The following is a 16,282-nucleotide window of genomic DNA, read 5'->3' on the forward strand; positions in this document are numbered from 1 at the left end:
CTTAAACCGGTCCGGTCCCGAACCTAGCGTCACCGTCATGAACGCGAACTCTCTGCGCGGGGCCCTCCTGGCGGCCTTCGCCTGTGTGCTGGTGGGGGCCTCCTTCACCGCCAACAGTGTCCTCGGCGACTACCCGTACGCGGGCGGCCAGGCGCTCCGCTACGGCCTGGCCGCCCTGCTGCTGGCCGCTCTGCTGCGGCGGGGCCCCGACCCCGTCGCCGTACCGCTGCGCAGCCTCTCCGGCCGCCGCTGGATGCGGCTCTGCCTGCTGGCGGCGGTCGGCATGGTCGGGTTCAACCTGGCGATCCTGGCGGCGGAGCGCACCGCGGAGCCGGCTGTTCCAGGCGTCTTCGTCGGCTGCGCGCCCATCGTCGTCGGTGTCCTGGTCCCCCTCCTGGAGAACCGCCGCCCGTCCCGTGTCACCTTGTACGCCGCCGGGCTCGTCGCCGCCGGAGCGTTCACGGTCCAGGGCTGGGGGCGCACCGACCTGGCGGGGATCTGCTGGTCGGTGGGTGCGCTGGCGGGCGAGACCGGCTTCGCGGTGCTGGCCGTGCCGGTGCTGCGACCGCTCGGCCCGAAGCTGCTCGCGGCGACGGTGTGCGCGATCGCCGCCGTCCAGTCCACGCTGCTCGGGCTGGTGATGGACGGCGGCGCGTTCCTGCGGGTGCCGTCAGCGGCCGAGACGACGGCCCTGCTCTGGCAGGCCGTCGTCGTGACCGTGATCGGCTTCGTCTGCTGGTATATCGGCCTGCAGCGCATCGGGGCCGAACGCGCCACCCTCTTCTCCGGCCTCATCCCGGTCTCCGCCGCGCTGACGGCGCCGCTCGTCGGAGCGGGGACGTACGGCCTGGCGCAGGGCGCGGGGAGCCTGCTCGTCGGTGCCGGGGTGGCGCTCGGCTCAGGCGTCCTGCGGCGCCGCGAGGCGGGCGGGCACGTGAAGCGCCCCGTCCCCTGCGCGGCTGGTGTCGAGGATGACGCGGGCCACCAGGGCCGGGTCGTCGTTCATGGGCACGTGCCCGCAGCCGGGCAGCCGCACGAGCCTGGCGTCCGGGATCACGTGCTTGGCGCGGAGGCCCTGCCTCCGGAGCAGGATGCGGTCGCGGGTGCCCCAGGCGACGGTGACGGGGATGCCCTTCACATCGTCGGTGAAGGAGACGCTCCCGCCGGCGGCCAGCGTCTGGTGGAAGCCGGTCGCTCCGCGCAGGGCCAGGGTCTCGGCGACGACGGCCTCGGGTGAACGCCTGCCGGGCCGGGCGTAGATCGTGCTGGTCAGCGCCGTACGCCCGGCCGCGCTGCGCGACAGCCGCTCGATCGCGGGCACCGGGAGGGCCAGCGCGGCGCGGCGCATCGCCCGCAGGGTCGTGAAGGCGTAGCGGCGCTCCGGCTCGTTCCAGAAACCCGCGGGCGACAGGGCGGTCACCGAGCGGACCAGCCCCGTGCGCCCCAGCTCCAGGGCGAACAAGCCCCCGAGGGAGTTGCCGGCCACATGCGGGCGGTCGAGTCCCAGCGCCTCGAAGAGGGCCCCGAGGACCGGGGTGACCGCCTCCAGCGTGTACGGAACTCCGTCCGGCAGACCGGGGGACGCGCCGAAGCCGGGCAGGTCGAGGGCTATCACCTCGCGCTCGGTGGCCAGGATCCGCGTCACCGGGTCCCAGGCCTGGTGGTGGTGTCCGATGCCGTGGAGCAGGACCAACGGCTCTCCCGCACCGGTCCGTTCGTACTCCACCGAGACCGGACGGGGGCCGTGCGCCGAATCGACGGTGAAGGAGACCGTGGTGGTCATGGAGCTGCTCCCTGGAGTGGGTAGACATCGCGTCAACAACAATTACCGTCCGGTAGCTTGGAGTTCAAGGGCTACGGCGATTCCCGCTGGACAGCGCCGGGCGCGTCGGCTGGGATGGACCGGTGACAGCCGACCCCGCGACCGACGTCTTCGAAGAGCACCGGCCCGTCCTCACCGGCGTCGCCTACCGCATGCTCGGCCGTGTCGCAGACGCCGAGGACGTCGTGCAGGAGGCATGGCTGAGGTGGTCGTCCGCGGCCCAGGGAGACGTCCGCGAGCCGCGCGCCTTCCTCGTGCGGATCACCACACGGCTGGCCATCGACCGGCTGCGCCACCTGAAGTCGCGCCGGGAGGCGTACGTCGGTCCCTGGCTGCCCGAACCGGTGGTCACGGACTTCGGGCCGGCCGTGCCCGACGCGGCGGAGCGGGCCGTCCTCGCCGACTCCGTCTCCCTCGCCGTGCTGGTCGTCCTCGAATCGCTCTCGCCGCTGGAGCGCGCCGTCTTCGTGCTCCGGGAGGCCTTCGGCTTCCCGTACGCCGAGATCGCCACCGCTCTCGACCGCACCGAGGCGGCCGTCCGGCAGCTCGCCGGGCGCGCCAGGCGCCATGTGGACGAGCGCAAGCCGCGCTACGACGTCGACCCGGGGGAGCGCCGGGACCTCACCGAGCGGTTCCTGGCCGCCGCGTCCGGCGGCTCCATCGAGCAGCTGATGGCACTCCTGGCACCGGACGTCCGGCTCGTCAGCGACGCGGGCGGCAAGGCGAAGGCCGCGCGGCGGGTCATCGAGACCGCCGACAAGGTCGGCCGGTTCCTCGCCGCGGTCGGCCAGGAGGTGGGACCGGACTGGGACATGCGCGTCGCGGAGTTCAACGGCGGACCTGCTGTGGCGTGCTTTGTCGGAGGAAAGCCGGATACTTTCTTCCAGGTGGAGGTCCGGGACGGCGCCATTCAATGCATCTATATCGTTCGCAATCCGGACAAGCTCGCAGGTCTCTCCGCTGTGTAGCAGGTCCGCTGTGTGGCCGGTCGACTTTTCCGGCCAAGAGGAATCCGGACGATCCTCCTCCGCGGCCGGCCCGCGACCGATCCGCGGAAGCCCCACCACCGGCCCGGTGGTGGGGCTTCATGCTGCGCGTGGCTCACGGCACCACGAACGTCTTGTGAACGCTCTGCGCCAAAGTCCCGTTTCGTTCCGTTACGGAATAAGGATTGGTCTTGACCAAGGGGGTGCGCCATCCTAAGGTCACCTTAAGACAGGAACCTTTAATAAATAGCGTCGCGGAAAAGTCGCTGGGCGATTGCGGAGGACTTGGTGGGGACCACGCAGCTGGAATCGGTGCAGGAGCCGAAGTACTGGCACCTCAAGACCGTGCTCAGTGAGGCACTCGACTCGGACTTTGCGGTGGGTGAGATCCTGCCCAACGAGCGGGACCTCGCGGCACGGTTCGGCGTCGCGCGTGCCACGCTCCGGCAGGCTCTGGAGCAGCTCGAACTGGAAGGCAGGCTGCAGCGCCGCCGAGGCGTCGGCACGACCGTCGCCCCGCCGCGCGTGGGCGTGGCCGTCTCCACCGCCCAGCACGAGTGGGCGGGTGGTGTGACCGGCGAGGCATGGCAGCCCGTCGACTGCGCGAGCGAGGCCGCCCCGAGCGCCGTGGCCGCGATGCTCGGCACCGGAACCGAGCCCGTGCACGTGGTGCGCCGCATCCGCGACACCCACGGCCAGGCGGTGGCGGCCGAGCTTCTCTACGTGCCCGCCTCCTCGGTGCCCGACCTCTCCGCGATCGACGCACCGTCCGGCACCGTGCGCGCCCGGGCCGTCCTGCGCGAGCTGCACCGGCTGGGCCTGGAGGGACAGGACCGCTCCGTCGAGCTCGGATCGGCGCGCGCGGACGACGCCAAGGAGCTGGACCGGCTCCCGGGCGCACCCGTCCTCGTCGTCACCACCCGGTACTTCGCCGCGGGCGGTACGGCCGCCGTGTCCATCGCCACCTACCGGGCGGACACCTGTCGGCTCACCTTCGGGGACTCCGGCGCCCTGGAGATCAGCCACGACGAGCAGCAGGAGCGCCAGGCTTCCTGACGCCCCGCGCACCGGGAGCCTGCGGGCCGCCGCAGCCCGGAAGGCTCCGGGCCCGCCATGAACAACGCCACCTGATGGCGGTCCGCCGGGAAACCGGCCGGGCCGCCATCAGCGCGTCTCCCGCCCCGCCCGCGCTCAGCGAACGCCGGCCCGGTCCGGGCCTGGGGCGGCACGCTCTGAGGCAGTGCGCCCACCCCGGCCTGTCCGCGCGATCAACGGCGGGCCGTCACCGCGCCCTCCACGGCGAACAGCTGCTCCTCGACATGGTCCAGCGCCAGCCGCAGGGCCCCCGTCGCGACCGCGGCCTCGCCGAGCAACGACAGGGTCACCCGTGGCGGGCGCAGACAGTAGCGGGCCAGCTCCGCGCGCAGCGGCTCCAGCACTCCGTCCAGGCCGGCGGCCCAGCCCCCGACCACCACCAGCTCAGGGTCGAGCGCCAGCGCCAGGGCCGCCACATCGTGCACGAGCCGCTGGAGGAACCGCTCGACGGCCGCCTGCGCCTCCGCGTCGCCTTGCCGCGCCTTGGCGAACACCACCGCCACCGCCTGCTCGTCCAGCGGTTCCAGCGGGGTGCCCGTGGTCGACAGCAGATGCTCCGGAGTCACGTCCCTGCCCAGCAGGTGCAGAGCACCGATCTCCCCGGCCGCCCCGCCGAACCCCCGGTGCAGACGCCCGCCGATCAGCGAACCGGCTCCCGGGCTCAGCCCCGCCAGGACGAAGACGATGTCGTCGGACTCGGTGGCCGCACCCTTCCAGTGCTCGGCGACGGCGGCGGCGTTGGCGTCGTTCTCGACGAGGACCGGACAGCGGAACGAACGCCGCAGCCGCTCCCCGAGCGCGAGCCCCGTCCACCCCGGCAGCGCCGTGCCCAGCCGGACGGTCCCATCGGCCTCCACGATGCCGGGGCTGCCGACGCCGACGGCCCGCAGACTGCTCCGGGCCACCCCCGTGCGGCGCAGCAGGTCCGCGATCACGGCTCTCACCTGGTCGAGCCGTTCGTCCGCATCCGCCGTCTCCGACACCGTGCGGGAACCCGCCCCGGTCACCCGGCCGTCGAGCCCCGACAGGAGCGCCGAAACCCGGTGCGGGCCGATCTCGACGCCCAGCAGATGTCCGGCCTCGGCCCGGAAGCGGAACCGGCGGGCAGGCCGTCCCTGGCGCCGCGCCTCACTCTCGTCGGGCAGGGCCTCGACCACCAGACCGGCCTCGAACAGCCCCTCGACCACGCCTTCGACCGTCGGACGGGAGAGACCCGTGATCCGGGTCAGGTCCGTGAGCGTCGGCGAGCCGGCCCCCCTCAGGGCGTGCAGTACCACCGCTGAATTGATCCGCCGCAGCAGCGACGGATCTCCCCCGGTCAGCCGGCTCACGGTGTGTCCTCCCAGCTCGTGCGCATGTCTGCCGGATCGTACTCGCTGCTCGCAGGCCCTGCGAGCAGCTCCGCAAGCCGGTATCGAGCCGCAACCTGCGTCAGCTCGGAGCCACGAAACCGGACTCGTACGCCGCGATGACCGCCTGCGTACGGTCCCGGGCACCCAACTTCGCGAGAATCGAACTGACATGGGACTTCACCGTCTCGATCCCGACGGTCAGCCCGGCGGCGATCTCCGCGTTCGACAGGCCTCGGGCCACCAACCGGAGCACTTCCTCCTCCCGGTCGGTGAGGGCGGCCCTCTCCAGGGCCGCCCACGCCTCGTTCGTGCCGTACTCGGCCGCGAGCTGCCGGACCGCGGCGGGGAACAGCAGTGACTCGCCCTCGGCCACCAGACGCACGGCGTGCACGATCTCCGCGGGCCTCGCGCGCTTGAGCAGGAAGCCGTCGGCCCCGGCCCGCAGCGCCTCGTAGACGTACTCGTCGTTCTCGAACGTCGTGACCACCAGGATCTTCGGCGGGTCCGGCACGGTCCGCAGGACCAGCCGGGTCGCCTCGATGCCGTCCATCAGCGGCATTCGCACGTCCATGGCCACCACATCGGGACGCAGCCGGTTCACGAGAGGGATCACCGCGGCACCGTCCGCAGCCTCACCCACCACCTCGATGTCGGGCTGAGCCTCCAGCACGGCACGCAGGCCGGCCCGGACGAGCGGTTCGTCATCGATCAGAAGAACGGTGAACGGCATCCGACCAGCGTATGCCGTCCAGCGGGAGGCTCACGCTCACCCTCCACTCGTCCTCCCGCGACTCCGTGCGCGCCTTCCCGCCCAGCAGCGCGGCCCGCTCCCGAATGCCCCGCAGGCCACTGCCGCTCCCGGGCAGACCGGCCGCCCCCGAAAGCGGGTTGGCCACCTCCAGCTCCAGCCGCCCGCCGGCCACCGTGATGGTCACCCGGACGGAGACCGGGCCGGCATGACGGAGCACGTTGGTGAGGCTCTCCTGAAGAATCCGGTACCCCTCCCGCGACACCGGCGCCGGGACCCGGGACCAGGCCGAGATCCCCGGACACCCGCGCATCCACCTTCGCCCCCGAACTCCGCGCGGAGTCGAGCAACCGCTCGGCCTCTGCCAGCGTCGGCCGCCGGCTCACCGGGGTGCCGGATTCACGCAGCACCCGCAGCACCCGCTCCAGGTCCTCCAGGGCGTCGCGCCCGGTCTCCTCGATGGCGGCCAGCGCCCGCTCGGTGAACGCCGGATCGTTCGCCGTCCGCGCCGCACCGGCCTGCACCACCGCCACCGTCAGCGCATGGCCGATGGAATCGTGCAGCTCCCGGGCCATGCGATTGCGCTCCAACAGCTCCTCGGTCAGCCCCTCCAGCACCGTCAGCCGGTCCGTCGGTGACGGCCCCAGCAGCCACCGGGCGGCCGCCGTGCTCAACCGGCCCCCGAGCACCACCAGAACGAGCAGCGGAATGATCGGCAGGGGCGCCAGCAGCACGTTCCACCAGTGCGGGTCCAAGCCCTCGGCCAGCCCGCCCGGAGGCCTGCCCGCCGCCGACAGGACGAGCTCGATCGAGGCCACGGGGAGCCAGAGCGCCAGGATCGCCCCAGCCGATATCAGCAGCCGCACCTCCAGCCAGAGCACGGTGCGCCACCGCTCCGCCCAACTCGACGAGGAGGCCGCCGCGATGGAGGCATCGGGCCGCCCGCGCTCGGACGGAGTCAGCAGCAACTGCGCCTGTATGCCCTCCTCGAGCCGCATCGCGGGGATGAGACCGATCGGCACCGCGAAGAGCAGGGGCGCCCAGAAGGCGTCGGAGATGAAGAACCACACGCTGGCCGCGGCAGCCGGAATGAACATGTGCAACCAGCGGCTGTACGTGACCGCGCTGGTCAGAGGCGTGAGGATGCGGTGCATGGGTCCATCGTCCCAGCGCCCCGTCCACGGCGGCTCCCCCGAGAGAGGGAGACGATTCCCGCCGACGGGGGAAGCGGGCGGCCAGGCGCGGCGGCCAGGCTTGAGGACATGACCAGTATCGACGTCCACCAGCTCACCAAGGCGTACGGAACCACCCGTGCGGTGGACCGCCTCAGCTTCCGTGTGCGACCGGGCAGCGTCACCGGATTCCTCGGCCCCAACGGCGCCGGCAAGTCCACGACCATGCGCCTTGTTCTCGGCCTGGACCGGCCGACCGGCGGCACGGCCACCATCGGCGGGCGGCCTTACGCCCAGCTCGCCGAACCGCTGCGTACCGTCGGCGCCCTGCTCGACGCCCAGGCCGCCCACGGCTCGCGCACACCACGCAGTCACCTGTCCGTGCTCGCCGCCAGCAACGGCATAGCCGCCTCGCGGGTGGAAGCCGTGCTGGAGGAGACCGGGCTCGCCGATGTGGGAGCACGACGGATCAAGACCTTCTCCCTCGGCATGCGCCAGCGTCTCGGCATCGCGGCCGCCCTGCTCGGGGACCCGGCGGTGGTGATGCTGGACGAGCCGTCGAACGGGCTGGATCCCGAGGGGATCATCTGGATCCGCGAACTGATGAAGCGGCTCGCCCGCGAGGGCCGGACGGTCCTGGTCTCCAGCCACCGCATGAACGAGACCGCCTCCTTCGCCGACCACCTGGTGGTGCTCGGCCGGGGCCGCCTCCTCGCCGACCTGCCCATGCGGGAGTTCCTCGACTCCCGCAGCCGCCCCCGCGTCCACCTGCGGACGACCGAACAGGCCAGGCTCCGATCGGCGCTGGCCACCAGGGGACTGACCGCAGCACAGGCCGAGGACGGCCGCTGGGTGATCGACGGCGTCACCGCGGAGGCGATCGGCACGCTCGCCGCCGACGAGGGCATCCCCCTCCTCGAACTGGCCGATGAACGGGCCACATTGGAACAGGCCTACCTCGACCTCACCTCGGACGACACTCCCTTCGCCGCATCGACCACCAGCACCCGCCAGGAGGCGCGACCATGACACCGACGGCAGTACTCCACTCCGAGTGGATCAAGATCAGATCGGTACGGTCGCTCTACGGCTCCCTGGTGGCCGTCCTCGCGACCACGCTCGCCGTCACCGTCCTCGCCCTCGGGACCGTCGGTCGGGAACAGGCGGAGCGGGCAGGAGCCGAACCGGTCTTCGACGCCTTCTACGCGCTGAACTTCGGACAGATCGCGGCCATCGCGTTCGGTGCGGCGGCGGTCTCCTCGGAGTTCCTCGGCGGCGCCCTGCGCATATCGCTCGCCGCGGTGCCCCGCCGCTCCCTCTTCCACGCCGCGAAGATGACGGCCATCGGCGGGTCCGCGCTCGTGGTCGGGCTGGTGACCAGCTTCACCGCCTTCCTGGTCGGCCAGCTCTTCCTGGGGGAGCACGCGATCGGCCTCGGACACCCCGGTGCGCTGCGTGCGGCTGTCGGGGGAGGGATCTACCTCGCGCTGATGGCGCTGTTCGCGGCGGGGCTCACGGCGCTCCTGCGCAGTGCGGTCGCGGTGCTCAGCCTCCTCATACCCTTCCTCCTGATCGTCCCCTTCGTCTTCGCGGACATAGCCACCGCGGTGGCGCGGTATCTTCCGGACCGAGCCGGGCAGTTGGTGCTCCACCAGAACCCGGAGGGCAGTCTCGGGCCATGGTCGGGACTGGCCGTGACAGCGGCCTGGGCGGCGGCCGCGCTCCTGGCGGGCTGGTGGGCGGTGCGCCGGCGCGACGCCTGAGCCCGGGGGCAGGGCATCACCTGTCAGTGCCGGACGGTTTACTGACGTCATGACGACCGCACACCATCTCCGCCTCATCGACGGGATGTGCACCGGGAACTTCCCCCAGGAGCGCACCCCGTCGGTCTCGGGAGTCAGCGGACCCGGCTATCACACGGCATTCCTGCGCACCGGCCATGAACCATGGGACGACGAACCGGCCGGCCCGGAGCACCGGGCCCAATGCCTGGCGGAGCACGACGCGCTGCTCACGCTCCTCACCGCCCGCTGGGGCGAACCTCAGGTGATGAGTCTGTGGAGCGCCCAGGAGCGGATGCTGGCGGGCGAAGTGATACCGGACCCCTGGGCGGACCCGGTGGCCGCATGTGAGTTCGTCCGACTGTGGCAGGTCGAGGAGCGGTGGGTCGCGATCGGGCTGGTCCTGGAAGAGGAAGGGCCGGGCTGCGAGGTGACGGTGCTGGTGACGGTCATCGACCCGCCCTGATCCGGACGGAGGGGACCGGCGGCCGGTGAGGGTGTCAGCCGGGGCAGTTCGGTGCTGATGCCGGGACGGCCGCACGGAGGCGGGCGTACTCCTCGGCCATCGTGTCGATCGTCCAATGGGCGTTGAGGCCGCTGGGGTTGGGCAGAGCCCACACGTGGGCACCGCCGATCGTGCGCTCCTGCCGGCCGATCCTCGCGCGGGGCTCCCCGAAGGCCGTGCGGTAGGCGGTGATGCCGACGACCGCGAGCCACGCCGGCGCGAGCCGCTCGACCCTCTCGGTGAGCGCCGCCCCGCCCTCCCGGAACTCCTCCGTCCCGAGCTCGTCCGCACGAGCTGTCGCCCGGGCCACCACATTGGTGATGCCGAGACCGAGGGGCAGAAGTTCGGACTGCTCCGAGGGCAGCAGTTGCCGGGGCGTGAAGCCCGAACGGTGGAGGACCGGCCAGAACCGGTTGCCTGGGTGGGCGAAGTGATGGCCTGTGGCAGCGGTCATCAAGCTCGGATTGATACCGCAGAAGAGCACGCGCAGACCGCCCGCGGCCACATCGGGGACGATGCGGTCGCGGGCGGCGCGAAGCTCTTCGGGGGTCATACGGTGAACGCGGTGCCGGTCAGAGGATCGAGCCGGGGGCGTACGCCGCGGCCTGGGGGTGCTGCTTGGTGATCTCCTCGATCCGGGACACCAGCACCGTCACCTGGTCGCCCGCCGCGCCCGTGAACGAGAGCTTGTCCGCCATCAGGGCGTCCAGCTCCGCCCGGTCCAGCGGGATGCGCTCGTCGGCGGCCAGCTTGTCGAGCAGCTCGTTGCGCTCGGCACCCTGCTCCCGCATCGCCAGAGCGGAGGCGACCGCGTTCTCCTTGATCGCCTCGTGGGCCACCTCGCGACCCACCCCGGCCCGCACGGCGCCCATGAGGACCTTGGTCGTCGCCAGGAAAGGAAGGTAACGGTCCAGCTCACGAGCCACGACCGCGGGGAACGCGCCGAACTCGTCCAGCACCGTCAGGAAGGTCTCCAGCAGACCGTCGAACGCGAAGAACGCGTCGGGCAGCGCCACCCGGCGGACCACGGAACAGGACACGTCGCCCTCGTTCCACTGGTCACCCGCCAGCTCGCCCGTCATCGAGGCGTAGCCCCGCAGGATCACCATCAGGCCGTTGACCCGCTCGCAGGAGCGCGTGTTCATCTTGTGCGGCATCGCGGACGAGCCGACCTGGCCGGGCTTGAAGCCCTCGGTCACCAGCTCGTGGCCGGCCATCAGCCGGATGGTCTTCGCCACCGACGAGGGCGCCGCGGCGAGCTGCACCAGAGCGGTCACCACGTCGTAGTCGAGGGAGCGGGGGTAGACCTGGCCGACCGAGGTGAACGCCTCGGCGAAACCGAGGTGTCCGGCGATGCGCTGTTCCAGGTCGGCGAGCTTGTCCGCGTCACCGCCCAGAAGGTCCAGCATGTCCTGCGCCGTACCGACCGGGCCCTTGATCCCGCGCAGCGGGTAACGGGAGAGGAGGTCCTCCAGCCGGCCGTAGGCCACCAGCAGCTCGTCGGCCGCCGTCGCGAAGCGCTTGCCGAGCGTCGTCGCCTGCGCGGCGACGTTGTGCGAACGGCCGGCGATCACGAGCTCGCGGTACTCCGCCGCGAGCTTGCCGAGCCGGGCCAGCACTGCCACGGTGCGGTCGCGCATCAGCTCCAGCGAGAGGCGGATCTGCAGCTGCTCGACGTTCTCCGTCAGATCCCGGGAGGTCATGCCCTTGTGGACCTGCTCATGACCCGCGAGAGCGTTGAACTCCTCGATCCGGGCCTTCACGTCATGCCGGGTGATCTTCTCGCGCTCGGCGATCGACGCCAGATCGACCTGGTCGAGCACACGCTCGTAATCGGCCAGCGCCTCATCCGGCACCTCGATCCCGAGGTCCTTCTGAGCGCGCAGCACCGCCAGCCACAGCTGACGCTCCAGCTTCACCTTCTGCTCGGGGGACCAGAGGACGGCCAGCTCCGTGGAGGCGTAGCGGCCGGCCAGGACATTGGGGATGCGAGGCTTCGCAGACACAGCAGTCACGTGAAGGGATTCTACTGTCGGTTTCTGCAGGCCAGCGCCGCGGGCCTCTTTGTGGCTTGCTACGAAGACCGGTGACGAGGACTCGTTACGGAGACCCGTTACGAGGGCCGGTCACGAAGACGCGGGGGACGGGCCCTCCTCGGGCGAGGTGCGGCGCCAGCCCGTCACCGGGCCCGGGGTCTCGGCGTCCGCGGGCGTGATCCAGAAGCCCGAGGTCGTCCCCGGGTCGAACTGGGCGCCCCACCGGCCGTCGCCGGAGGACCGGCCGGTGAGCCGGCGGCCGATCCAGGGGCCCAGGTGGCGGCGGGCGAAGCGGATGTCGTCGGCCCGCCGGTTCGCCCAGCGGGGCGGCAGGGATGCGGGGACCGGGGCCTGCCAGTCGAGCTCGGGTGGGAGCCCCAGCGTCTGCCAGACCGCCTCCGCCACCCGCCGGTGCCCTTCGGCGGCTAGGTGCAGCCGGTCGGCGTCCCACATGCGCGGGTCGCTGAGCGAGGGCGCGGAGTAGAGGTCGACCACCGCGGCTCCGTGCCGGCCCGCCAGGTCATCGATCAGTGCGAACAGCGCCTCCATCCGAGGACGGAACCGGTCGAACACCGGGCCGTTGCGCCCGGGGCTGCGCATCAGCACCAGCTGCTTGCAGGACGGGGCCAGCCGCTCCACGGCCTCTTCCAGCCGCCCCCTGACCATGCCCATGTCGCACTTCGGGCGCAGCGTGTCGTTCAGCCCGCCCACGAGGGTCACCACATCGGCCTGCATGGCCGCCGCCGCGTCCACCTGCTCGTCGACGATCTGGCTGATGAGCTTTCCGCGTACGGCGAGGTTGGCGTACCGGAATCCGGGGGACCGGGACGCGAGCCGGGAGGCCAGAACATCGGCCCAGCCCCGGTAGGTGCCGTCGGGGAGCAGGTCCGACATGCCCTCGGTGAAGGAGTCGCCGACCGCGACGAGACTGGTGTAGGAGGCATTCAATTCCATGGCCCGGTGATTCTATCGCGTACGGCTCCCGTACCGTCCGGCCGGTACGGGAGCCGTCGCGTAGCTGGCACGGGGGCCGTCACGTAGCGGGCGGAGGAGCCGTCACCCGGGCGTTCAGCGGGACTGCGTCCTGCCGACCAGCTCGCGCAGGACGTCCTCCAGCGTGACCATGCCGACCAGCCGGTCCCCGTCGTCGAGGACCGCTGCGAGATGGGTCCGGCTGCGCCGCAGCGCGGTCAGCACGTCGTCCAGCGGGGTCGACGCGCGGACCCGGGCGATCGGCCGCAGAGCGGTCACCGGGAACGGCGCATCCCTGGGCGTGGCGTCCAGGGCGTCCTTCACATGGAGGTAGCCCAGGATGCGGCCCTCGCCGTCCATCACCGGGAAGCGGGAGAACCCGGACACGTGCGAGAGCCGCTCCAGGTCCTCGGGGGTGGTGCCGACCCGGGTGTACAGCACCCGGTCCACCGGCATGACCACATCCCGTACCGGACGCCGGCCCAGCTCAAGGGCGTGCCGCAGCCGCTCCGCCGAGCGGTCGTCGACCAGCCCCGCGTCCCCGGCGTCCTTCACCAGCCGGGCCAGTTCGTCGTCCGAGAACGTCGCGGACACCTCGTCCTTCGTCTCCACCCGCAGGAGCTTGAGCAGGGCGTTGGCGAACGCGTTGATCGCGAAGATCACCGGACGCAGCGCACGCGCCACCGCGACCAGCGGCGGACCCAGGAGCAGCGCGCTGCGCGCCGGTTCGGCCAGCGCGATGTTCTTCGGCACCATCTCGCCCAGCAGCATGTGCAGATACGTCGCCACGCTCAGCGCGATCGCGAAGGAGAGCGGGTGCACCAGCCCGTGCGGCACCCCCACCGCGTCGAAGACGGGCTCCAGCAGATGGGCGATGGCCGGCTCGGCCACGATGCCCAGCACCAGGGTGCAGAGCGTGATGCCGAGCTGGGCGGCGGCCAGCAGCGCCGAGACGTGCTCAAGACCCCAGATGACACTGCGGGCCCGCCGGTCACCGGCCTCGGCCCGCGGTTCGATCTGGCTGCGGCGTACGGAGATCAGGGCGAACTCGGCGCCCACGAAGAAGGCGTTGACCACCAGGGTCAGCAGACCGATGAAGAGCTGAAGGACGATCACCGGCCCTCCTCCTCCGTCCGCTCCTCGGCACCGGGCGGCGGCGCGTGCAGCAGCGCCCGCGCGGCCCGACGGCCCGTGGCGTCCACCACGTCGATCCGCCACCCCGCCAGCTCGACGGTGTCGTCCACCGTCGGGATCCGTCCGAGCTCGGCGGCGATCAGCCCGGCCAGCGTCTCGTAGGGCCCGTCGGGCACCCGCAGCCCGATCCGGCTCAGCTGGTCGGTGCGGGCCGCCCCGTCGGCCGACCACAGGGTGCGGCCGTCGGCGTCCTCACCGGCGGCCGCCAGATCGGGCGTCTCGTGCGGGTCGTGCTCGTCACGGACCTCGCCGACGACCTCCTCCACGATGTCCTCCAACGTCACGACCCCCGCCGTACCCCCGTACTCGTCGATCACCACCGCCATGGCGAGCTTGCCGGACAGTTGATCCAGCAGTCGGTCGACGGTGAGCGTCTCCGGTACGAGGAGGGGTTCACGCAGCATCTCCGAGACCCGCTTACGGGGGCGCTCGTCCGCCGGGACCGCCAGCACGTCCTTGATGTGGGCCACGCCGACCACGGTGTCCAGACTGCCGCGATAGACGGGGAAGCGGGAGAGACCGGTGGCGCGGGTCGCGTTGGCCACGTCCTCAGCCGTCGCCCGCACCTCCAGCGCGGTCACCTGGACCCGAGGGGTCATCACGTTCTCCGCGGTCAGCTCCGCCAGATTCAGGGTCCGTACGAAGAGTTCGGCGGTGTCCGCCTCCAGCGCCCCCTCCTTCGCGGAGTGCCGCGCCAGCGCGACCAGCTCCTGCGGGCTGCGGGCGGAGGCCAGCTCCTCGGTCGGCTCCAGACCGAAGCGGCGCACGATCCGGTTCGCCGTGTTGTTGAGGTGGCTGATGAAGGGCCGGAACACCGCGGTGAACACCCGCTGCGGGGTGGCGACCGCCCTGGCCACGGAGAGCGGCGAGGAGATCGCCCAGTTCTTCGGCACCAGCTCGCCGACCACCATCAGGACCACCGTGGACAGCGCCGTACCGATGACGAGGGCCAGCGTGGACGCCGCGGCCGGAGGCAGCCCGGCGGCCTCCACCGGGCTGCGGATCAGCTTGGCGATCGACGGCTCGGAGAGCATGCCGATCACCAGATTGGTGACGGTGATCCCGAGCTGCGCGCCCGAGAGCTGGAAGGTCAGGCTGCGTACGGCCTTCAGGGCGCTCGACGCACCCCGGTCACCCCGCTCGACCGCCCGCTCCAGCTCGCCGCGCTCCACCGTGGTCAGCGAGAACTCCGCCGCCACGAAGGCGCCGCACGCGACACAGAGCAGAAGGGCGACGAGCAGCAGAAGCACTTCGATCATCGGTTCACCTCCGTCCCATGATCGGGCAGGGGCGGACGGATCGCGCGGTGTCGGCTACGGGGAGGCTCGCCCATGGGCGGACGCTCACACCTTTCGGCAGATGAAGGTGGGGGACGGAAGAAGGGCTCATCGTAGAGCGTCTGCCCAGCCGCACCCCGCCCTACCGCGTCACTCCGTGAGGTGCTTCACCCAGCGGCTCCACTGCGGCTGCGGCCCATAACCCGCCGCCCGCCAGGCGTGCTGCGCCGACTCGTTGCGGTCCAGCACCATCGCGTCGGAGCGGCGCCCGCCGAGAGCAGCGAAGCGCTCCTCCGCCGCCGTGAGAAGGGCGCCGCCCACGCCCCTGCGGCGCTGCTCCGGATGGACCGCGAGCCGGTAGAGATGGCAGCGCCAGCCGTCGAAGCCCGCGATCACCGTGCCCACCAGCGTTCCGTCCCGCTCCGCGAGGATCAAGGCATCCGGGTCCCGTTCCACCAGACGCGCGACCCCGTCGCCGTCGTCGCTGATGCTGGTGCCCTCCGCCGACACCTTCCAGAAGGCCAGCACCGTGTCCAGATCGGCCGCGGTCGCGGACCGTATCGAAAGATCGTCCATGGCGGCCATCCCACCACCCGCCGGCCGCGGAAGTCGATTGCTTTCCCGGGCCTCCTCCTGCCCTCCTCTTGCCGGTGCTAGCGCGCCCGCGCTAGCTTGTAAGGGTGCCCAAGACTCAGCTGAACGTTCGAGTGGACGAGGCCACCGCCGAGGCCGCGCGGCAGCGCGCGCTCCAGAGGGGGATGAGCGTGAACCGCTACATAGAGGAACTCGTCAAACAGGACGCCGGCGAGGTGGGACACACCTTCGTCGAGGCCGCCGCCGACTTCATGAAGCAGTACGAGTCGGTCTTCGCCGAGGAGTTCGGCCCGGAACGCGAAGGTCCGCGACGTGAAGGTCCGCGACGCGAAGGTCCTCGGCGTGAAGACCCCCAGCGCGAAGGCACCCGTTGAACCTGCGGATCGACCTCTCCTGGCTGCTCATGGTCGCCGAGCACAAGACGCCCGGTGACCCGCAGGTCGTCGACTGGGGCGCGCTCGTCGCCGCGGTCGCCCGCCACGAGGCGGAGATCTTCGGCAGCGCCGTCTACAGCGACCCGCACACGCGGGCGGCCGCCCTGTTGCAACTGCTGCTGCACGTGCCCGCCCTCGAACGCTCCAACGCGATGTTCGCCTCGGCCGTCGCATACGGCTATCTGGTCGCCTCCGGACTGAAGGTGATCACCTCGCCCGAGCAGGTGCGCGATCTGGCCCTCCTGGTCAAGCAGGGCAAGGCGGACGTGCGAGCCATCGCGGACGAGCTGCGCCAGTGGAGCATGTGAGGCGCG

The 16,282-nt window shown here is 71.6% G+C and carries 16 protein-coding genes and 2 pseudogenes; 8 read left to right on the top strand and 10 right to left on the bottom strand.

Annotated features, from left to right (window positions below; translation table 11 throughout):
• Positions 1–37: 37 nt before the first annotated feature.
• A pseudogene (locus tag IF17_RS1000000137890) lies at positions 38–883 on the top strand (DMT family transporter); the annotation flags it as partial.
• Positions 884–898: 15 nt separating this feature from the next.
• Here the strand turns inward: IF17_RS1000000137890 and IF17_RS0118770 are convergent.
• Positions 899–1,783, bottom strand: coding sequence for an alpha/beta fold hydrolase (locus IF17_RS0118770; protein WP_030567402.1), 885 nt, complete (start codon positions 1,781–1,783; stop codon positions 899–901).
• A 122-nt stretch (positions 1,784–1,905) separates the two neighbouring features.
• Between IF17_RS0118770 and IF17_RS0118775 the strand changes: the two genes are divergently transcribed.
• Entirely contained in the window at positions 1,906–2,790 is an 885-nt protein-coding gene (locus IF17_RS0118775) for an RNA polymerase sigma-70 factor (protein ID WP_030567405.1), read from the top strand.
• Positions 2,791–3,096: 306 nt separating this feature from the next.
• A complete protein-coding gene (locus tag IF17_RS0118780; protein ID WP_030567407.1) occupies positions 3,097–3,864 on the top strand; it encodes a GntR family transcriptional regulator in 768 nt (255 codons plus the stop codon).
• 212 nt (positions 3,865–4,076) lie between these two features.
• Here the strand turns inward: IF17_RS0118780 and IF17_RS0118785 are convergent, their stop codons facing one another.
• From IF17_RS0118785 to IF17_RS01000000136545, 3 genes and pseudogenes are all read right to left on the bottom strand, one after another.
• Complete coding sequence (locus IF17_RS0118785; RefSeq protein ID WP_026242235.1) at positions 4,077–5,234, bottom strand: ROK family protein; 1,158 nt, start codon at positions 5,232–5,234, stop codon at positions 4,077–4,079.
• Positions 5,235–5,334: 100 nt separating this feature from the next.
• Positions 5,335–5,985 (bottom strand): response regulator transcription factor, encoded by a 651-nt coding sequence (locus IF17_RS0118790; RefSeq protein ID WP_030567409.1) that lies wholly within the window; start codon positions 5,983–5,985, stop codon positions 5,335–5,337.
• Positions 5,957–7,157: pseudogene (locus tag IF17_RS01000000136545) on the bottom strand (sensor histidine kinase). Before IF17_RS01000000136545 ends, IF17_RS0118790 begins: the two are co-directional and overlap by 29 nt.
• Before the next feature lie 108 nt (positions 7,158–7,265).
• Between IF17_RS01000000136545 and IF17_RS0118800 the strand changes: the two are divergent.
• Genes IF17_RS0118800 through IF17_RS0118810 form a run of 3 tightly spaced genes read left to right on the top strand, consistent with a single transcriptional unit; the run spans position 7,266 to position 9,422 of the window.
• Positions 7,266–8,204 carry an ABC transporter ATP-binding protein gene (locus IF17_RS0118800; protein ID WP_030567411.1) on the top strand — a complete coding sequence of 313 codons (939 nt, stop codon included), beginning with the start codon at positions 7,266–7,268 and terminating at the stop codon, positions 8,202–8,204.
• Complete coding sequence (locus tag IF17_RS0118805; protein WP_030567413.1) at positions 8,201–8,938, top strand: ABC transporter permease; 738 nt, start codon at positions 8,201–8,203, stop codon at positions 8,936–8,938. The genes IF17_RS0118800 and IF17_RS0118805 overlap by 4 nt, the downstream gene beginning before the upstream one ends.
• A gap of 49 nt (positions 8,939–8,987) precedes the next feature.
• Positions 8,988–9,422, top strand: coding sequence for a hypothetical protein (locus tag IF17_RS0118810; RefSeq protein ID WP_030567415.1), 435 nt, complete (start codon positions 8,988–8,990; stop codon positions 9,420–9,422).
• Between the two features lie 34 nt (positions 9,423–9,456).
• Here the strand turns inward: IF17_RS0118810 and mug are convergent, their stop codons facing one another.
• From mug to IF17_RS0118840, 6 genes are all read right to left on the bottom strand, one after another.
• Positions 9,457–10,014 carry a G/U mismatch-specific DNA glycosylase gene (gene mug, locus IF17_RS0118815; RefSeq protein WP_030567417.1) on the bottom strand — a complete coding sequence of 186 codons (558 nt, stop codon included), beginning with the start codon at positions 10,012–10,014 and terminating at the stop codon, positions 9,457–9,459.
• Between the two features lie 19 nt (positions 10,015–10,033).
• Complete coding sequence (gene purB / locus IF17_RS0118820; protein ID WP_026242234.1) at positions 10,034–11,476, bottom strand: adenylosuccinate lyase; 1,443 nt, start codon at positions 11,474–11,476, stop codon at positions 10,034–10,036.
• A 111-nt stretch (positions 11,477–11,587) separates the two neighbouring features.
• Positions 11,588–12,451, bottom strand: a complete 864-nt coding sequence (locus IF17_RS0118825) for an SGNH/GDSL hydrolase family protein (protein ID WP_030567419.1) — start codon at positions 12,449–12,451, stop codon at positions 11,588–11,590.
• 114 nt (positions 12,452–12,565) lie between these two features.
• Positions 12,566–13,585, bottom strand: coding sequence for a hemolysin family protein (locus tag IF17_RS0118830; protein WP_030567421.1), 1,020 nt, complete (start codon positions 13,583–13,585; stop codon positions 12,566–12,568).
• The gene (locus IF17_RS0118835) at positions 13,582–14,922 is read right to left on the bottom strand and encodes a hemolysin family protein (protein ID WP_030567423.1); all 1,341 of its coding nucleotides are present in this window, start codon (positions 14,920–14,922) and stop codon (positions 13,582–13,584) included. The genes IF17_RS0118830 and IF17_RS0118835 overlap by 4 nt, the downstream gene beginning before the upstream one ends.
• 168 nt (positions 14,923–15,090) lie before the next feature.
• Positions 15,091–15,525 (bottom strand): GNAT family N-acetyltransferase, encoded by a 435-nt coding sequence (locus IF17_RS0118840; RefSeq protein WP_030567425.1) that lies wholly within the window; start codon positions 15,523–15,525, stop codon positions 15,091–15,093.
• 95 nt (positions 15,526–15,620) lie between these two features.
• Here IF17_RS0118840 and IF17_RS0118845 point away from each other — a divergent pair, with 95 nt between their 5' ends.
• Both IF17_RS0118845 and IF17_RS0118850 read left to right on the top strand, forming a co-directional pair.
• A complete protein-coding gene (locus tag IF17_RS0118845) occupies positions 15,621–15,908 on the top strand; it encodes a hypothetical protein (RefSeq protein WP_051884062.1) in 288 nt (95 codons plus the stop codon).
• Positions 15,905–16,276 carry a hypothetical protein gene (locus tag IF17_RS0118850; protein WP_030567429.1) on the top strand — a complete coding sequence of 124 codons (372 nt, stop codon included), beginning with the start codon at positions 15,905–15,907 and terminating at the stop codon, positions 16,274–16,276. The genes IF17_RS0118845 and IF17_RS0118850 overlap by 4 nt, the downstream gene beginning before the upstream one ends.
• The last annotated feature ends 6 nt before the right edge of the window (positions 16,277–16,282 follow it).

The sequence above is a fragment of the Streptomyces cyaneofuscatus genome (genome assembly GCF_000718135.1).
Classification (GTDB): domain Bacteria; phylum Actinomycetota; class Actinomycetes; order Streptomycetales; family Streptomycetaceae; genus Streptomyces; species Streptomyces cyaneofuscatus.